The organism is Mesorhizobium sp., from assembly GCF_017306585.1.
Classification (GTDB): domain Bacteria; phylum Pseudomonadota; class Alphaproteobacteria; order Rhizobiales; family Rhizobiaceae; genus Mesorhizobium.
Map to the genome: position 1 here is coordinate 1 of NZ_JAFKIC010000252.1, position 16,513 is coordinate 16,513.

Sequence of the window (16,513 nt, forward strand, 5' to 3'; positions counted from 1 at the left end):
GCGCGGCTATGCCGGCCCGATCTTCATGACGGCGGAGACCCGCAACGAGGCCCCGGCCACGCTGGCCGCCTATGCCGATGCCGGAGACCTTGGCCGATTTCCCTTTCCTGAAGACCGTATCGAACTGTTCGAGCCCGGCGATGTGCTGAAAAGCGGCAATCTTACGATCAGGACCGGGCGGTCGGGGCATGTCGTCGGCGGCGTCTGGTTTGCCGTCGACGACGGCGAGAGCCGCGTCGCCTATTCGGCCGATGTGGTGCCGGACAGCAACGTGTTCGTCATGGATACGATCCCGCACTGCGATCTTCTCATCCTCGACGCGTCCTATGGCGCCGACCCGGTTCCGGGCGCCGCGCGGGCGCGGCAGATTTCCGAATGGGTGGCCCGGCATCCGCAGGGGTGTCTGCTGCCGACGCCCCTGTCCGGCAGGTCGCTGGAACTGATCGCGGCCTTGGCCGGGCCGTTCGCCATCCATGCCGGCATGCGCCCGTCGCTGGAGGCGCAGATCGACGCTTCGGCATCCCTGCTGCCGGGCGTTTCGAACCTCCTGCGCTGCCGCCTGTCGGATGCCGCCGATTGGTCCGATGGCGAGGCCTTGCCGGCATTGCCCTTGCTGGCCGATGACGGCATGGGCGAAGCCGGCCCGTCGTCGCGGCTCTTGCCGCGCGCGGGGGGAGCGGGCTATCCGGTTTTGCTCACCGGGCACCTGCCTTCGGGCTCCCCGGGCGACCTGATGCACAGGGCCGGCCAGGCGGATTGGGTGCGCATGCCGACGCACCCGACACTGTCGGGCAATGTCGGCATCTGGGAGAAAGCCGGCCGGCCGACGGCGCTGGGGCATTCCTGTGCGCCCGAACTGCTTGATGACCTGAAGAACCATATTCCGTCGCTGCTCACGAAATCTCGTACAGGCCAGCGCATCGCGCTGCCGCAAGGGAGCAAACAATGAGAATCCTGGTCTGTAACGACGATGGCATTGAAGCGCCGGGACTGGCCCGTCTGGTCAACGCCGCCCACGGTTTGAGCGATGATGTCTGGGTGGTCGCGCCCGACGGCAAGCGCACCGCCGCCGGCTCGTCGCTGACGATCGCGCGGCCTTTGACGATGCGGCGCGTCAGGCCGAACTGGTATTCCTGCTCCGGCACGCCGGCCGATTGCGTGGTGAGCGCGATGACATGGCTGTTCGCCGAGGCGAAGAAGCCGGACCTCGTGCTGTCCGGTGTCAATGACGGCCGTAACGTTGCGGAAGACCTCGCCTATTCCGGCACGCTCGGCATTGCCCGGGAAGCTGCCTTCTGGGGCGTTCCCGCCATCGGCTTCTCCCGGGTCAAGAATCCTGATTTCACCGATGCCGACGACGGATGGCTCGGCGCCCTGATCGCCTCGCTGTGGCAATCGCGCGCCGATTGGGTTGCCGAGGGGCATTGGCTGAGCGTCAACCTGCCGACGGCACTGCCGGCTCAAATCCGGCAACCGGTCATCGGCCGCGACAAGATCGGCCGAACCGCGCAGATCGTTGAAAGCGATGGCGACCGCACCGTCATCACCGTGCCGCGCGGGCGAGCTCATGCCAGCCGGCAGGGCGACGAAAACGCCGTGATCGATGCGGGCCTGGTCAGCATCAACCGGCTGAACTGGTTTGGGGAAACGCGGCTCGATGAGCGGTTTGTCGACGGGATCCTGGCTCAGCCCCGGCGAGATCATCACCAAGCTGTCAGCGGCTAAATCGCCTGAAATCGCTCGCAATGCTTGAAGCTGCCGTTATTTCATTCCACATCGGTCGGCATGACGGACGAGGCAAGAGAACGGCGGTATCTGCTGTGGGGCATTCCCGCATCGCTGATCCTGCACGTCCTCATCCTGGCGTTCCTGAACTATGGCCTGCCCACGCTTCCCGAACCCCCGCAGGAGGAGCAGCCCCTGAATGTGGCGCTGGTGCCTCCGCCGGAGCAGCCAAAACCGAAACCCCCTCCGCCCAAACCGGAGACGAAGGCCGAAAAGCCGCCGGAGCCCAAGCCCGAAAAACCGCCGGAAGAGCGCAAGCCGCCGGACGGTGAGGCGCTCAAACGCGTCTTTCAGTATGGCGCCAAGGATACCGGGCCCAAGAAGTCTCTCGATGGCGGCAGTGCGCAAGCCAATGTGCCGCCGCCGGCCAAGGATGACAGCCCGAAGACCCCTGCCATGCCAAAAGCCGAGGAGAACAAGCCCGCGGCGGCGCCGGCGCCTCCCCCGCAGCAAACCGAACCGGACAAGGCCGACGCAAAACCCCCCGAGACGGAGACCAAGCCCACGCCGGACGAAGAAAAGCAGCCGCCCGATAATACCGATAAACCGGCCGACAAGCAGGAGCCCGCACCTCAACCCGCTGAAAAGCAGGCGGCGGAGACGCCCAAGCCGTCACCGGCGGAGACTGTCGCCAAGCCGGCGCCCGAGAAGGCAAAGCCCAAACCTCTAAGATCGATGAAGTTCTCAACCGCGAATGCAAAACCATCGAAGCCCAAGTCCTCGAAATCCAGGGTGACCAGCCCCTCGGCACCCGATTCCACGGACACGGCGGCAGGAGGATCGCCAGTTTATGGCGGGCTTCCGGGCGTTCGAAAGCTTTTCTCGCAGGGCGCAACCGGAGATGCGATGGCCACCAGTTCCATGGACGGCGTGCCTCGCGACCGCCGCATAGCCAATCTCTGCGCCAACGTACTGGACACCGAATTGCAGGGCGCCGATTATTCACCCAAATGGCTGCCGACCATTCCGTTGAAGACAGGTAATGTTCTCAGCCCCGCGGAGGCCGCCTTCAGCACGAGAACCACATGGTACAGGCTGAGCTTCCGCTGCGAGGTCGATTCCGATGCGACCAGGGTCCTGTCGTTCAGTTTCCGTGTCGGTTCCGAGATACCGCGCGGCGAATGGCCGCCGGGTCACCCTCTCTAGTTCCTTCCTAGGCCGGGACGCCGAGCCCGGCCAATTGCCGGCTGATCTCATGCCAGTCGGCGCAGATGAAATCAGCGCCGGCTGCCTTCAGCCTCGCACCATGTTCGGCATAGGTGTGGCCGCCGCCGGTGTAGCCGATCGCCGTCATGCCGGCAGCGACCGCGCCCTGGATGCCGAAGGGCGAATCCTCGATCACGATGCAGTCGGCAGGGTCGGCGCCCATCCTGGCCGCCGCGAAGAGGAAGATGTCGGGCGCCGGCTTGCCGTTCTTGACCATGGAGGAGCTGTAGATCGCGTCGCCGAAAAACCGCGCCAGTCCGGTGACGGCGAGGCTGTGGTTGATGCGCTCGACGGAGGATGACGAGGCAACGCAGCGGTCGCCGGCAAGCGTGGCAAGGAAGGCGGCGATGCCCGGCGTCGGCTTCAGCTCTTCGGAGAAGACAGCCTTGGTCTCGGCCCAGATGTCGCCGTCTGCGGCGGCGGGAAACTGGTGGCCGGTCAACTCCTTGATTTTGATGATGATGTCGGCCTGCTTCATGCCGATGCACTGGGCGATGATGCCGCTGTGGACACCGGGCATGCCGTGCTTTTCATAGACGCGCTCATAGGCCCTGGCGGCCAGGGGCTCGCTGTCGACGAGGACGCCGTCGCAATCGAAAATAATGGACCTAGATTGCGTCACGCGCGTCTCTCCAGCCTTGAATTTTCGCACATCGCTATCGATAAAAAGTCAAATGTTCAATAGCGGGAACCGTACGAGGAGAGGCGTGAAGGCTAAAGCTGGCGCAGCGCGTCGCTGGCGCGGGCCGATCCGAGCGCCCGTTGCATGGCCTGGCGCGACTGGGCGCGGTCGGGCGTGATCCAGTTGGGTTCGGCGCCCAGGAAGCGATCGAGGAAAGCCACGGCATAGGCCGGCATCTCGGTGACGTTCTCGCGATAGGACCACCAGGTGCGCAGGTCGTCGGCGCATTTGTCGATGCCGGGCGCCGAGCCGAATTCCTGCTCGTGGATCGCCGAAATCACGGAGACGCAGTAGTTCGTGTAGAGGAAGCCCTCTGGCCAGAAGCGAATGATGTCCAGTGTGCCGGCGTTCTCTCCCGTTTCGATAAGCCCTGTCAGGCCGGAGATTTCCCTGGCCGGCGCCTGCTTGATCAGTTCGCGCAGCACCAGCCCGGCGGCGAAGACGATGAAGTCGGCGCGATCGATCGCTGCGAAGCGCTTCTGCGCTTCCATGATCTCAACCCAGTCGAGAAAGGCCCTCGTGAGCCGGGCTTCGTCGATCTCGAAACGCACGCCGAACGTATCCGAGACCACCTTGGCGCTGCCGCGGAACGTGGCGCGGAACCAGCGCAACTGCCGCAGGCGATGCCGCAGATCGGGCATAAGGGCCAGTTCATCCCTGAAGGGCAGTTCCATTTCTCACATCCCGTTTCAGACAGGCTAGCACAGCCATGGTCTCACCGAAATCCGCGCAAGGGCTGTGGATGACTGTGTATGACCCCAATATCATACATATTGACATTCGCGGAAACAAATGTTCTCACTTTGCTGTTGTCGCGCATCGGTCCAAGGTGCGGGTTCAACGCAGGCTTCGGGAGGATATCTGGATGGCGATCTGGCAGTGGGCACTGCTTCTGCTGGTTATTGTGTGGGCGCTGCAATCGCTCGGCGTCTGGCTGCAGATGCGGCATTATTCGGATGTCTTCCGGGGCGTGACCGACCAGTACAAGGATGGCTTCGTCGGAGCCGGCAATTTTCGCGGTCGCTTGGCCAAGGGCACCATCGCGCTCGTCGTGGTGACGCCTGACCTGATCGTGCGCCGCATGATGGTGATGAGCGGCCGTTCCGTCTTCACCAAGTTCAAGAGATTTCAAGAATTCGAGGGGGTTTCCCTCGATCGACTCCGGTCCAACCCTGCGATCATGGGGGAGGGGGAACCCGGTGTGGCCGAGGCCGTGAAGCGGGCGATCGAACAGATCGACAAAGCACGGTCGGAGCCGGGGAAGAAGCCGGGCCTGTCCGGTTTGAATGTAGCAAGGGCCTAGAGACGGATGATTTCGGGTCTGTTCGACCTGAAATCTGAATCCGCTTCTAAATCAAAGGGTTAGAGCATGATGTCGTCCGAAAGCCGATTCACACTTTTCGGCATCATGCTCTAGAGGACGCCGCGCACCGACTGGGATCAACCGGCGGGCGGCATAAGGAGGAGAAATGTCTGTATTTTCGTTGTTGGCGCAGCATGCCGACCTGGCCGTGCACAATCTGCATGTCGCCGGTACCATGGTTTCGGATGCTGCATTGCATGGCAAGCTCGCCGTTGAGCATGCTTCCGATCATCTCGTTGTTCTGGCTCAGGCCGACAGCGGGCCGATCACCGTCGACCAGTTCAAGGAAAAGCTGAAGGACGTCCAGCAGGAGGAACAGCTCGGCTGGCTGACCGCCATCGGCAAGTACTTCATCGGCATCTTCCAGAAGGGCGGCGAAGTGTTCGCCGGCTTCGTCACCGGCATCATCCCGACGCTGGTCGTGCTGATGACCGCCTTCTACGCCGTCACCGAGCTGGTCGGTGAAGAGCGTGTGCATGGCCTGGCGCGCGGCGCCGGCAGGATCGCGCTGACGCGCTATACGCTGCTGCCGCTGCTGGCGGTTTTCTTCCTGACCAACCCGATGGCCTACACGTTCGGCTCGTTCCTGGAAGAAAAGCACAAGCCCGCTTTCTATGACGCCGCCGTGTCCTACGTGCATCCGCCGCTCGGCCTGTTCCCGCACATCAACCCCGGCGAATACTTCGTCTGGGGCGGCATCCTCGTGGCGCTGCTGGAACTGGAAAAGAAGGGCGTCGTCGTTGCCGGTTACCACGTCAAGGTGGCGATCTGGTACGCCATCGTCGGCCTCGTCGTCATCCTGCTCAAGGGCATCCTGACCGAGCGCATCACCGCCATCATGGCACGCCGCCAGGGCGTCGAGCTCTAAGGGCGGGGAGGACATCATGGCCAAGACTTTTAAAGCCGTAAAAATCTCCCGGGGCACCAGCGGCTGGGGCGGCCCGCTCGTGATCGAGCCGACCGCGCAGCGCGACAAGGTCGTCTCCGTCACCGGCGGCGGCATCCATCCCGTGGCCCAGCTCATCGCCGACATGACCGGCGCCACGGCCGTCGACGGCTTCAAGGCGCCGCCGATCGAAAGCGAGATGGCTGTCGTCGTCGTCGATTGCGGCGGCACCGCGCGGTGCGGCGTCTATCCGCGCAAGCGCATCCCGACCGTCAATCTGACGCCGGTCGGACAGGCTGGGCCGCTCGCCCAGTTCATCACGGAAGACATCTACGTTTCGGGCGTGAAGCCGGCCAACGTCACAATGGCGGACGGATCCGAGGCGGTCACCACTGCGGGGGGAGCAGCATCGATGAGTTCAAACAACAACACTGCAGCTGCGGCGCCACAGCCGCTGCCGAGCGAAGGCGGGCTTATCGGCCTGATCAGCTCGATCGGCCGCGTCATGGGCCGCGTGGTCGGTATCTTCTTCAATTCCGGCCGCCGCACCATCGACCAGGTCGTCCGGAATGTGCTGCCGTTCATGGCCTTCGTGACCATGCTCATCGGCCTGATCCTCTACACCGGTATCGGCGACGTGCTGGCGCAACCGATGGGTCCGCTGGCCAACAACATCGTCGGCCTGCTGATCATCTCGGCCATCTGCGGTCTGCCGTTCCTGTCGCCCATCCTGGGACCAGGCGCGGTCATCGCGCAGGTCATCGGCGTCGCCATCATCGGCCCGCAGATCGCCAACGGCACGATTTCGCCGGCGATGGCCCTTCCGGCCCTGTTTGCCTACAACACCCAGGTCGGCTGCGACTTCGTGCCGGTCGGCCTGGCGCTCGGTGAAGCCAAGCCGAAAACCATCGAAATCGGCGTGCCGGCGGTTCTGATCAGCCGCCAGATCATGGGCCCGGTCTCGGTGCTGATCGCCTGGGTCGTCTCCCTGATCGTGTTCTAAAATACCAACAACAACAACGAGGTTCGCCATATGTCGGTTCTTCTCAAGACACGGGTCACAGCAATAGGACCCGAAGTGGCGGACCTTGCCGAAGGGGGCGTAGTCATCCTGTTCGCGGATGGCTCGCCGCCGGAACTCGCCGAAGTCTCCGTGCTGCACAAGACGGAGCAGGGACCAAGTGACGGAGCGCCCGCCAAGGGCGCTTCGATCACCATCGGCCCGGTTTCAGCTGTCATAACAGCCGTGGGCTCCAGCGCCTGGAGCAAGGTGCTCGAAATGGGCCACGTCGTCATCTCGTTCAACGGCGCCACCGAGGCCGAGAGGCCAGGCGAGATCTGCGCGTCGCAAGTCGACGGCGAAGCGCTCGTTGCCGCTTTGAAAACCGACGCGATCATCACAATCGCCGCCTGACAGCATCCGCGCCGCCGCCTATGCTGGGCGAGGCGCCCATAACAAGAGTATTTGCCATGGAACGCTCGACCATCGTCAGAGTGCATGAAGGTCTGCACGCCCGTCCCGCCACGCGGTTCGTCAAGCTCGCCAAGGGTTTCGAATCCGACGTCGAGCTGGTCAAGGACGGCAAGGCGGTCAGCGCCAAGAGCTCGGTGAAGCTGATGCTGCTGGCGGTCAAGGAAAACCAGGAAGTCACCGTGCGCGCGAACGGCGCCGACGCGATCGAGGCGATCGAGGCGCTGATCGGCTATCTCGAAAACCCCAAGGCCGGCCTCGACGACGAAGAGCCGCAGAGCGCTGCGAATGATGCCGGCCAGGAGGCGGTGCCCGCACCCGTGCCCCAATCCGCGCCCGCCACGTCCGATCATGCCAACGGCCTGCGCGGCGTGGCTGCAAGCGAGGGCGTCGCAATCGGGCCGGCCTTCGCGCATTTCCCGCCTGATATCACCGGGCAGGGCCGCATGCTGCAGGCGGAGGAGATCGACGCCGAGATCGACAGGTTCCGCGCGGCGGTCGCCGCGGTCCAGGCGCGCATGGACAAGGCGCTGGCGCAGGACAGCCTGTCGGCCGGCGACCGGGGTATCGTCGCGGCACTTCGCGATATCGCGGCGGACGACAGCCTGACCGGCGAAGCCGAGAAGGCGATCAAGGGCGGCAACGACGCGGTTTCAGCTGTCATCACCGCCGCATCGACGATCGCCGCGGACTTTAGCGCCGTCGACGACCATTATCTCAACGCACGCGCCGACGACGTCCATGCCGTCGGGCGGCAAATCTGCCTGGTGCTGCTGGGCCAGGACGACGTCAGCCTCGAAAACATCCCGCAAGGCGCCATCCTCATCGCCGACGACATCGGCGCCTGGGATCTGGCGCGGGCACCGCTGAAGCGCATCGGCGGTGTCGTGTGCGGCCATGGCGGCGCCACCTCGCACATCGCCATCATCGCCCGTTCGCACGGCATTCCGGCGGTTCTCGGCCTTGGCGACAAGATCAACGCGCTGCGTGTGGCGAGCCAGGTCGCGCTCGACGGCAACAGCGGTCATGTGATCGTCGATCCCGATGCGGCCGTCCACGCCGATTTTGCCGGCCGCGTCGAGGCGGCGGCCAGGGAGCGCGCCGGCCTGGCCGCCTTCAAGACGGTGACGCCCAAGCTCGCCGACGGCAAGGTAATCGAGGTCGCGGCCAATATCGGCTCGCTGGAGGAGATCGAAGCCGCGCAGGAGGCAGGCGCCATGGGCGTCGGCCTGTTCCGGACCGAGCTCCTGTTCATGCGCCATATGCATCTGCCGTCGGAAGACATGCAGGCCGAGACCTATGCGGCGCTGGCGAAAGCGTTCGCGCCGTACCCCGTGATCGTTCGCACGCTCGATATCGGCGGCGACAAGCCGATCGCCGGCATCGAATTTCCCGACGAGGAGAACCCGTTCCTGGGCTGGCGCGGCATCCGTATGTGTCTCGACCGTCCCGATATCTTCAAGCGCCAGCTCAGGGCGCTGCTCCGGGCCGCCGTGCACGGCAACATCAAGGTCATGCTGCCGATGGTGTCCGACATTGGCGAGGTGAGGCAGACGCGGGTGCTGGTCGAGGAATGCGCGGCGGAGCTGAAGGCCGAGGGCGTACCGCATGCCGGATTTGACCTTGGCGTGATGATCGAGACGCCGGCGGCCGTGCTGATCGCTCCGGCGCTGGCGAAGGAAGTGGCTTTCTTCTCGATCGGCACCAACGACCTGACCCAGTACATTATGGCGGCCGACCGTCTCAATCCGACCGTGGCCAAGCTCAACGATGTCGCCAATCCGGCTGTCATGTCGGCGATCGAGCTGACGGCAAAAGCCGGCGTCGCCGCCGGTATCATGGTCGGCATGTGCGGTGAGGCGGCCGGCCGGCCGGACCTTATTCCCATTTTCATCAACATGGGGCTGACCGAACTGTCGATGAGCCCGGCCTCGATCCAGCGGGCCAAGAAGACCATCACCGCCATGGCGGCCGCGAAGTAGCTCCGCACGGCCGCTCCGTTTCCCGGAAACGCGCTGGAGGCCTTACGGCAAATGCGCAAGCAAGGTCGCGAAGACAGATGTGAGTTCATCGGCCGGGCTTGCCTTGCAGCAGGCCTGGACGATGCGGTCGCGGCGGATGTCGGCCGCCAGTATGGCGATCTCAAGCATATCGGGCTCCGGGGCGCCGTCGCGGCCGGTGGTCGCCAGGCCGCAGGCCAGGACGACCGGCGCCAGGCAGCTTATGTCGACCGCCCTGTCGCCCATCGCCGCCACGTCCGGCGGCGTGTCTCCGAAACGGACCGGGCGCTGGTTCAGGCATTCGACCAGCAGCGCCGAACATGTCGACGCAATCTCCCGAAGCCCCGCGCCGGGCGCGGTAAGGGCGGCCAGCAGATCGCCGTTGCGCTTGCGCATCGCGGCATGGACGGCGGCGAAGCCGGCCTCATGGATGCGGGCATTGTCGATCTTCAGGCCGGCAAGCACCGCCTTGGTCAGATAGTACATGTCGCGCCGGAACAGACGCTCCGCGCTCAATTGCCGCTCCTCGTCGCCGGCCGGGAAATAGGTGCCGAGACCCTTTACGGTCGTTCCGTCCACCTTGATCGGGCGTTCATGCGGGACGAAGGATTCGGCGATCGACAGCGCCTCGTCAACGGCGCTCGCGGCATGGCTGAGCAGGTCTTCGATGCCCTTGCCCGGGAAAGGCGGCAGATGGCTGGTGGCTTCGCGCAGCACGCTGGCGTCGCCGGTGCCGTCATGGCGGCTCTGCCGGATGATATCGCGGACTTCCCGCAACCGGTCCTTCAGGTTGACGCGGACATCTTCGGAGATTTGTCGCAGCATCGCGGATCGCCTCGAAACCATCTACTGATCGCGGCCGGTGGACGCCGGCCGTCAACCCTACATTGTTCCTCTCGATTGGTAGATCAATAGGCGATATTAGACCAGCATGGAGAATCGGCGAGGGCTCGTCCATCGTCGCGGGGAGAGAGACAATTGGGCAGGCGACGGCAAAGCGATAGCGAGAACGATCGGGCAGAAATGTCCGAACAGGTCGTCAGCGAGAGCCGGACGGACCGCCTCCGGATTCGCGCCGCCTGGATGTATTTCGTCGAGCAAATGACGCAGAACGAGATCGCCGACGTGCTCGGCGTCGGCCGCGTGACCATCGTGCGCATGCTGGCCGAGGCGCGCTCACGCAACGAGGTGAAGATCACCATCGAGAGCGAGCTTCTGGAGATCGTCCGGCTGGAGCGTGCGCTGGAAAAGACCTTTGGCCTGCAGCAGGCGCTGGTCGCGCCGCTCACGGCTGCGGATGCCGATCCGATCCCGGCCATCGCGGCCAAGACCGGCATGTTCCTGTCCGACGCGATGAAATCCGGCATGCAGGTCGGCGTCGGCTGGGGCAACACGCTATTCCACACCTTGCCGTTCATCAGCGCCAAATCGTTGACCGACTTCAAAGTGATTTCGCTGCTTGGCGGTGTCGGCGTCGCGCGCCGGGTCAACCCCGCCGAATTCGCCTGGCGCTTCGCGCAGATATTCCAGGGCGACGGCTATCTGATGCCGACGCCGGCCGTGGTCGACAGCGTCGAGACCAAGATCGCGCTGGTCGAACGCTGCGGCCTGCAGGAGGTTTTCGAGATGGCCGATTCGCTCGATGCCGTTCTGCTGAGCGTCGGCGGCATCGCTTCGGCCACGACCTTCTCACGCGGCGGCTTTCTGCGGGAAGCGGACCGGGAGGCTTTGCTCGAGCGAGGCGCCGTCGGCGACCTCCTGTTTCATTTCTACGACCGCAATGGCGATCTGGTCGACCATCCCGTCAACAACCACGTGATGTCGGTGGATGTCGATCGCCTGCGCAAGGCGCCGATCCGCATTCTCACCTCCGGCGGCGAGGAGAAGACCGAGGCGCTGCTGGGCGCCATGAGCCTCATCGCGCCGACGATCCTGATCACCGATGAGGAAAGCGCCAAGCGGATGCTGGCGGCGGTCAGCGGAAGCTGAAAGACGCGGTGACGTAGTCGGGCCAGGCATCGTGCTCGTCGAACACGGCGGCAAGATCCGACCTGTTCGCGAGGATGCCGCCCAGCACCAGCGCTGTCGCGATGCCGGCGCCGTTGCCGCCGGCTATGTCATGCTCGACACTGTCGCCGACGCAGACCACGCCGCCACGGTCCGGTTCGCCGGCCAGCACGAGCGCCGCGTCGAAGATCGCCGGATAGGGCTTGCCGATGCGGGTGACGCTGCCGCCAAGGCTTTCGTAGAGATCGGCGATCTCGCCGGCGCCAAAGCGAGGCCCGACCGAAGTCAGCATGATCTTGTCCGGATTGGTGCAGAAGCACGCTACCCGGCGTGCCGCAGCCGGGCCAAGCAGCCGGCGGTAATGGTCGAGATCGTATCGGTCGCCCTCGCTGGCCGAGATCAGCACCAGTTCGGCGTCCTCGCCCGTCTCGCTCAGCGTCAAAGGCAGGCCTTCGATCGCGCTGCGATCGCCATCGCGGCTGATCAGCAGACATTTCGTGCCGGGCGGCAGCGCTCCGGCTGTCGCCATGCCGTCGAAGCGTCGCCAAGCCACCTCGCCGGACGAAACAAAGTGATCCCAGCTTCCGCCTTCGAAACCGAGCTTTAGCAAGCGATCCTCGTTTGGTTTGGCACGCTTGCCGGAATTGGAAATCAGCACCACGGTCTTGCCGGCGCGCTTGAGCGCCGACAGGGCCTCCACCGCGCCAGGATAGGGGGCCTGGCCATCGTGCAGCACGCCGAACTGATCGAGCAGGAAAACCTGATAGCGCTCAGCCAGCAAGCCGATGCCGTCCAGGCGTTCGATCTCTTTCGCACTCATGCAAGCCCCGCATTGTTCGCGCCCTTCAGCGCCAGCCGCGCGGTGCCGGCGGCGGCCTCGTCCGACAATGCGGGCAGGAAAGCGACGCCGAGCTTGCGTTGCCGGATATCAGTCCAGGCCGGGTTCGCGGCGCCGCCGCCAACGCTCCTCACCGATGTCAACGCCGGCGCGCCAAGTTCGGCCAGCCTGCCGTAGCCGAGCGCCTCGATCGAAGCCATGCCTTCCAGCATCGCCTTGAGGTAGTCGGCGTCGTCGGCCGGCCGTGGCGAAAGGCGAGGCGGCAGCGCCGGGTCGGCGATCGGGAAGCGCTCTCCCGGCGTGCCGAGCGGATAATAGTCGAGGCCGGTCTCGGTCGTGGGATCGATCGCCGCACTGAGTTCGATGATGTGCGCGAGCGGAAAATGCTGAGCCAAGACCTTGCCGCCGGAGTTCGACGCGCCGCCCGCCAGCCAGATATCGCCCAGCCGGTGGCTGTAGATACCGAAGCGCGGCGCCGAGATCGGCCGGTCGGACAGGATCTTGATGGTGAGCGAGGATCCCAGCGCCGTGACGCCGTCGCCGGCCGCTGCAGCCCCTGTTGCCAGGAACGAGGCGCAGCCATCCGTGGTGCCGGCGACCACGGCCACGTCGTGCGACAGGCCGAACAGGTCCGCCATAGTCGCGGTCAGGGTGCCGGTGACATCGCCCGGTTCGACAATGCGCGGCAGCAGATCCATGCGCATGCCGGTGGCGGCGATCCAGTCCGGCCAGCGGCGTGCCTCGACGTCGTAGCCGGTCTTGAGCGCATTGTTCTCGTCGCTGACATCGAATCGTCCGGACAGGTTTCCGGCGATCCAGTCGGCCTGATGCAGCATGCGGCCGATGCCGGGCAGTTGCTGGAACCACAAGGCCTTGGCGAGGCCCGAGGTCGCCCCGTGGGCGGCACTCGCTTCCGGGGCCTTGCGGGCGATGATGGCCAGGATATCGGCGTCATCCACTTTGTCATTGTACATCAGCGGCTCGGCCAGGGGCCGCCCGGCGCTGTCGACCGGCAGCAGCGTGCCTGATGTGCCGTCCACGGCGACGGCGCGGACAGCGGTGCGGTCGATGCCCGCAAGAAGCTCCGCCAACGCCGCCTGGACCGCCTGCCACCATATAAGGGGCTGGCGGGGGTTCTGGCCGAACCTGTCGAGCCGAACAGCGGCTTGGCCGGCAATGGAAAAATCCCGCCGCATGGCCACGGCGCGGGCGCCGGAGGTGCCGATGTCGATGCCGACGACAAGTGGCGTCATGCCGTCCGTTCCTTGCTAGGCCGCGCCGGTCGCGTTGAGCTTCTGGCGATACTGTTCGGCGTCCCAGTTGACCAGTTCGTCATGCTCGGCGGCGGTGAGATAGTTCAGCCGCGCCGCACTATCGACGCGAGCCGTCACGTCGGCAAGGCAGCGCTGCATGGCGTCGGCGCCGGCACCGGCATCGCCGCGCATCAGCACGCCGGCGCCGGGAAAGAGAATCACCACGGGAGGCGTACCGAGCCGCGCGATGACATTGGCTACATCCTCGCCCGGCCTCGCCACGACCGAACCCTGGCCAAGGAAGATGACATGGTCCGGATAGAGACTGCCAGCCTCGGCCAAGCGTCGGCTTTCCGGATCGAGCGCCACTGCATGCGCTTCGGCATCCGCGGGCAGGCGATAGGCGCTGTCGCCGGCGAGCCTCGTCAAGGCCGCGATGTCGGGCGCGGCGGTCACCCGGGCAGGGCGCGCCAGCAGCGAGCGGACGCGGCCCAGGAGACGCTCCGCGTCGATGACGGTTTCGGCGGCGACGACCAGTCCATGATTGCCGAGGATCAGCACGTCGACACCGGGCCGCAGCTTTTCGGCAATGCCGCGCGCAAGAGGCAGCCCCGGCCGGAAATAGGGCACATAGGCCCATTCGATGCCGCCGAGCCGCCTTGCGACCTCGGTCTCGCCATTGGCCTGTACCGCAAGCGAAATCGTGTCGACGCAGTGCACATGCAGAACCACGCGCTGCGGCATCAGGGCATGCACCGTGGTCTCGATCGAGGGACGCAGGCCGCGCGGATTGAGGTTCTCGATGGCGAAGCGCTGCGGCTTGTCGGCGGCAGGATCGCGCTCCTCGACGGCCTTGAGCAGCGGCGCCATCGCCACCGGAACCATGATGTCGTCGCTGAGCGCGTCCTTCAGCCATGTGCCGGACGCCTTGATCCATAGCGTGTCGCCGGCCTTCAGCGAGGTGTTGCCGCCCGCTGCCTGCGTCATATGCGGGTCGCTGCCAATGGCGGCCGAAAGCGCACGCAGGGCCGCCATTTCCCGCGCATCAGCATGGGTCGCCATCGCGCATTTCCTCCAAAGGTCATGCCGCACGCGCGGCTGGATGTCCCCGTTCCGGGGCATGCATTGACGTTGGTATCGCAGAAGCGAGTAACTTTCGTCAATGGTGATCTTTTGTCATCATTGACGGCTTGTGTTGTACTAAATTCTGAGTAAGTTAAATCAAACGCTGTCGCAGAATGGCATATGGGAGGAGATTTTTGAGCGACCCTGGTCGTCCGTATCCGATCGCGGAATTCATGCGTGATCCTCAGGGGTCGCATGGAGCGCTGGCTGCGATCGTGTGGCGCGCAGCGGGTGGCCATGGCGCCCGGGCGGCGGCTTTCGAGACTGCGGGAGTGGTCGTTGAGCGCTGATCCCGAGCCCTATGTCCGGCTTTCCGGAGCCACGAAAACCTTCAACGGCGTGACCGTCCTCAGGAATGTCGATCTCGACATCCGTCTTGGTGAAGTTCACGCACTCATGGGCGAGAACGGGGCGGGAAAGTCGACGCTGATCAAGATATTGTCCGGCCTCTACGTGCCGGATGGCGGCAGCCTGACGGTCGCGGGGCAGGCAAGGAAATTCCGCTCGGCTAAGGACGCGGTGCGGGATGGAATCGCGACCGTCTACCAGGAACTTCTGCTGTTTCCGGAGCTGAGCGTCGCCGAGAATGTCTTTCTTGGCCACTGCCCGAAACGCCGCTGGGGCGGCATAGACTGGCAGGCCGTCCGTCGGCGCACCCGCGTCCTGCTGGACTCGCTCGATACGCCGGATCTCGACGTGGACACCAAGGTGGCGGCGCTGTCGGTCGCGCAAAGGCAGCGCGTCGAGATCGCCAAGGCGCTCAGCCTCGATGCGCGCGTCCTGATCATGGACGAGCCGACCGCGTCGCTTGTCGAGGCCGACGTGCAAAGGCTGATGCAAATCGTGCGGCAACTGCGGGACCGGGGTGTCGGCATCGTCTATGTCAGCCACCGCATGCCGGAGATTTTCGCGCTCGCCGACAGGGTGACGGTGCTACGTGACGGCGAACTGGTCGGCACCAGGCCGATCGGGCAGGTGGACGAGCCCTCCCTGGTGACGATGATGGTCGGCCGGTCGATCGAGCGGCTCTTCCCGAAGACCGAGCCGGTCATCGGCGACGTGGTGCTTGATGTCGAGAAGCTCAATCGCGGCAAGCAGGTGAAGGACATTTCCTTCGCGTTGAGGCGTGGAGAAATTCTCGGTGTCGCCGGGCTTATCGGATCGGGCCGCACCGAACTGGCGCTGACGCTTTTCGGCCTTACGCCAGCGATTTCCGGAGAGATCAGGCTTCACGGCAAGCCGGTGAGGATCAGTTCGCCGCGCCAGGCGCGCGACCTTGGGATCGCCTATGTACCCGAGGATCGCGGCCTGCAGGGCCTCGTCAAGGCAATGACCATTGGCCAGAACGTGTCGATGGCTTCGATCGACCGGATGGCCAGCGGCATCTTCATCCGCTTCGCGCAAGAGGCGGCGAAGGCGCAGAAGGCCTTGAAGCAATTCGGCATCCGGGCGCGCGGTATCGAACAGCCGGTCGGCCAGTTGTCCGGCGGCAACCAGCAGAAGGTGGTGATCGCCAAATGGCTCGAAACCAGCCCCGAAATTCTCATCCTGGATGAGCCGACGCGAGGCGTGGATGTCGGCGCCAAGTCGGAAATCCACGCCATCATGGGGGAACTGGTCCGCAATGGCATGGCGATCATCATGATCTCCAGCGAGCTGCCGGAAATCCTGGGCATGAGCGATCGCGTTCTGGTGATGAGCAATGGCCGGCTCGTCACGATACTCGACCGCGCCGATGCCACGCCCGAAAGCGTCGGCACGGCGATGACCGCGTCCGGCAAGCAGGCGGAGGCGGCCTGATGTCCACGGGCGATTTCCAGATCTCCGCCGCAAGGCGCAAAGGCGTGACTTCCCGCCTGTCCGGTCTTTATGCCAGCCACGGGCAGGAGATCGTCAT

The 16,513-nt window shown here is 64.8% G+C and carries 16 protein-coding genes; 10 read left to right on the forward strand and 6 right to left on the reverse strand.

What is annotated here, in order from left to right:
• The 3 genes from J0I79_RS30115 to J0I79_RS30125 all read left to right on the forward strand — a co-directional run.
• A partial coding sequence (locus J0I79_RS30115; protein WP_292868106.1) for an MBL fold metallo-hydrolase occupies positions 1-949 on the forward strand: 949 nt, incomplete at its 5' end.
• Positions 946-1,725, forward strand: a complete 780-nt coding sequence (locus tag J0I79_RS30120) for a 5'/3'-nucleotidase SurE (protein WP_292868108.1) — start codon at positions 946-948, stop codon at positions 1,723-1,725. The genes J0I79_RS30115 and J0I79_RS30120, both read left to right, overlap by 4 nt.
• 60 nt (positions 1,726-1,785) lie before the next feature.
• Complete coding sequence (locus J0I79_RS30125) at positions 1,786-2,931, forward strand: DUF930 domain-containing protein (protein ID WP_292868111.1); 1,146 nt, start codon at positions 1,786-1,788, stop codon at positions 2,929-2,931.
• Between the two features lie 7 nt (positions 2,932-2,938).
• Here J0I79_RS30125 and J0I79_RS30130 read toward each other — a convergent pair whose 3' ends face one another.
• Both J0I79_RS30130 and J0I79_RS30135 read right to left on the reverse strand, forming a co-directional pair.
• On the reverse strand, positions 2,939-3,613 hold the full coding sequence (locus J0I79_RS30130) for an HAD family phosphatase (protein ID WP_292868113.1): 675 nt from the start codon (positions 3,611-3,613) through the stop codon (positions 2,939-2,941).
• Between the two features lie 92 nt (positions 3,614-3,705).
• Positions 3,706-4,347: a hypothetical protein gene (locus tag J0I79_RS30135; protein ID WP_292868116.1), complete on the reverse strand. Its 642-nt coding sequence runs from the start codon at positions 4,345-4,347 to the stop codon at positions 3,706-3,708.
• A gap of 191 nt (positions 4,348-4,538) precedes the next feature.
• Here J0I79_RS30135 and J0I79_RS30140 point away from each other — a divergent pair, with 191 nt between their 5' ends.
• The 5 genes from J0I79_RS30140 to ptsP all read left to right on the forward strand — a co-directional run bounded on the left by J0I79_RS30140 (position 4,539) and on the right by ptsP (position 9,375).
• On the forward strand, positions 4,539-4,976 hold the full coding sequence (locus J0I79_RS30140) for a transcriptional regulator GutM (protein WP_137930697.1): 438 nt from the start codon (positions 4,539-4,541) through the stop codon (positions 4,974-4,976).
• A 166-nt stretch (positions 4,977-5,142) separates the two neighbouring features.
• On the forward strand, positions 5,143-5,904 hold the full coding sequence (locus J0I79_RS30145; RefSeq protein ID WP_292868120.1) for a PTS glucitol/sorbitol transporter subunit IIC: 762 nt from the start codon (positions 5,143-5,145) through the stop codon (positions 5,902-5,904).
• A gap of 16 nt (positions 5,905-5,920) precedes the next feature.
• Positions 5,921-6,925 carry a PTS glucitol/sorbitol transporter subunit IIB gene (locus J0I79_RS30150; protein ID WP_292868123.1) on the forward strand — a complete coding sequence of 335 codons (1,005 nt, stop codon included), beginning with the start codon at positions 5,921-5,923 and terminating at the stop codon, positions 6,923-6,925.
• Positions 6,926-6,955: 30 nt separating this feature from the next.
• Complete coding sequence (locus J0I79_RS30155; RefSeq protein ID WP_292868126.1) at positions 6,956-7,336, forward strand: PTS glucitol/sorbitol transporter subunit IIA; 381 nt, start codon at positions 6,956-6,958, stop codon at positions 7,334-7,336.
• A 56-nt stretch (positions 7,337-7,392) separates the two neighbouring features.
• On the forward strand, positions 7,393-9,375 hold the full coding sequence (gene ptsP, locus J0I79_RS30160; protein WP_292868129.1) for a phosphoenolpyruvate--protein phosphotransferase: 1,983 nt from the start codon (positions 7,393-7,395) through the stop codon (positions 9,373-9,375).
• A 42-nt stretch (positions 9,376-9,417) separates the two neighbouring features.
• Here the strand turns inward: ptsP and J0I79_RS30165 are convergent, their stop codons facing one another.
• Entirely contained in the window at positions 9,418-10,218 is an 801-nt protein-coding gene (locus tag J0I79_RS30165; protein WP_292868132.1) for a hypothetical protein, read from the reverse strand.
• 198 nt (positions 10,219-10,416) lie between these two features.
• Between J0I79_RS30165 and J0I79_RS30170 the strand changes: the two genes are divergently transcribed.
• Positions 10,417-11,382 carry a sugar-binding transcriptional regulator gene (locus tag J0I79_RS30170; RefSeq protein ID WP_292868135.1) on the forward strand — a complete coding sequence of 322 codons (966 nt, stop codon included), beginning with the start codon at positions 10,417-10,419 and terminating at the stop codon, positions 11,380-11,382.
• Here the strand turns inward: J0I79_RS30170 and J0I79_RS30175 are convergent.
• Genes J0I79_RS30175 through J0I79_RS30185 form a run of 3 tightly spaced genes read right to left on the reverse strand, consistent with a single transcriptional unit; the run spans position 11,369 to position 14,553 of the window.
• Complete coding sequence (locus J0I79_RS30175) at positions 11,369-12,220, reverse strand: TIGR01459 family HAD-type hydrolase (protein WP_292868138.1); 852 nt, start codon at positions 12,218-12,220, stop codon at positions 11,369-11,371. The genes J0I79_RS30170 and J0I79_RS30175 overlap by 14 nt on opposite strands.
• Positions 12,217-13,491 carry an FGGY-family carbohydrate kinase gene (locus tag J0I79_RS30180; protein ID WP_292868141.1) on the reverse strand — a complete coding sequence of 425 codons (1,275 nt, stop codon included), beginning with the start codon at positions 13,489-13,491 and terminating at the stop codon, positions 12,217-12,219. Before J0I79_RS30180 ends, J0I79_RS30175 begins: the two co-directional genes overlap by 4 nt.
• A 15-nt stretch (positions 13,492-13,506) precedes the next feature.
• Positions 13,507-14,553, reverse strand: coding sequence for a class II aldolase/adducin family protein (locus J0I79_RS30185; protein WP_292868144.1), 1,047 nt, complete (start codon positions 14,551-14,553; stop codon positions 13,507-13,509).
• 342 nt (positions 14,554-14,895) lie between these two features.
• Between J0I79_RS30185 and J0I79_RS30190 the strand changes: the two genes are divergently transcribed.
• Complete coding sequence (locus J0I79_RS30190; RefSeq protein ID WP_292868147.1) at positions 14,896-16,416, forward strand: sugar ABC transporter ATP-binding protein; 1,521 nt, start codon at positions 14,896-14,898, stop codon at positions 16,414-16,416.
• The last annotated feature ends 97 nt before the right edge of the window (positions 16,417-16,513 follow it).

Bases quoted from the DNA above. Each gene is read 5' to 3' on its own strand.
- J0I79_RS30120 (WP_292868108.1), top strand. From the start codon at position 946: ATGAGAATCCTGGTCTGTAACGACGATGGCATTGAAGCGCCGGGACTG.
- J0I79_RS30125 (WP_292868111.1), top strand. From the start codon at position 1,786: ATGACGGACGAGGCAAGAGAACGGCGGTATCTGCTGTGGGGCATTCCC.
- J0I79_RS30135 (WP_292868116.1), bottom strand. From the start codon at position 4,347: ATGGAACTGCCCTTCAGGGATGAACTGGCCCTTATGCCCGATCTGCGG.
- J0I79_RS30140 (WP_137930697.1), top strand. From the start codon at position 4,539: ATGGCGATCTGGCAGTGGGCACTGCTTCTGCTGGTTATTGTGTGGGCG.
- J0I79_RS30145 (WP_292868120.1), top strand. From the start codon at position 5,143: ATGTCTGTATTTTCGTTGTTGGCGCAGCATGCCGACCTGGCCGTGCAC.
- J0I79_RS30150 (WP_292868123.1), top strand. From the start codon at position 5,921: ATGGCCAAGACTTTTAAAGCCGTAAAAATCTCCCGGGGCACCAGCGGC.
- J0I79_RS30155 (WP_292868126.1), top strand. From the start codon at position 6,956: ATGTCGGTTCTTCTCAAGACACGGGTCACAGCAATAGGACCCGAAGTG.
- ptsP (WP_292868129.1), top strand. From the start codon at position 7,393: ATGGAACGCTCGACCATCGTCAGAGTGCATGAAGGTCTGCACGCCCGT.
- J0I79_RS30165 (WP_292868132.1), bottom strand. From the start codon at position 10,218: ATGCTGCGACAAATCTCCGAAGATGTCCGCGTCAACCTGAAGGACCGG.
- J0I79_RS30170 (WP_292868135.1), top strand. From the start codon at position 10,417: ATGTCCGAACAGGTCGTCAGCGAGAGCCGGACGGACCGCCTCCGGATT.
- J0I79_RS30175 (WP_292868138.1), bottom strand. From the start codon at position 12,220: ATGAGTGCGAAAGAGATCGAACGCCTGGACGGCATCGGCTTGCTGGCT.
- J0I79_RS30180 (WP_292868141.1), bottom strand. From the start codon at position 13,491: ATGACGCCACTTGTCGTCGGCATCGACATCGGCACCTCCGGCGCCCGC.
- J0I79_RS30185 (WP_292868144.1), bottom strand. From the start codon at position 14,553: ATGGCGACCCATGCTGATGCGCGGGAAATGGCGGCCCTGCGTGCGCTT.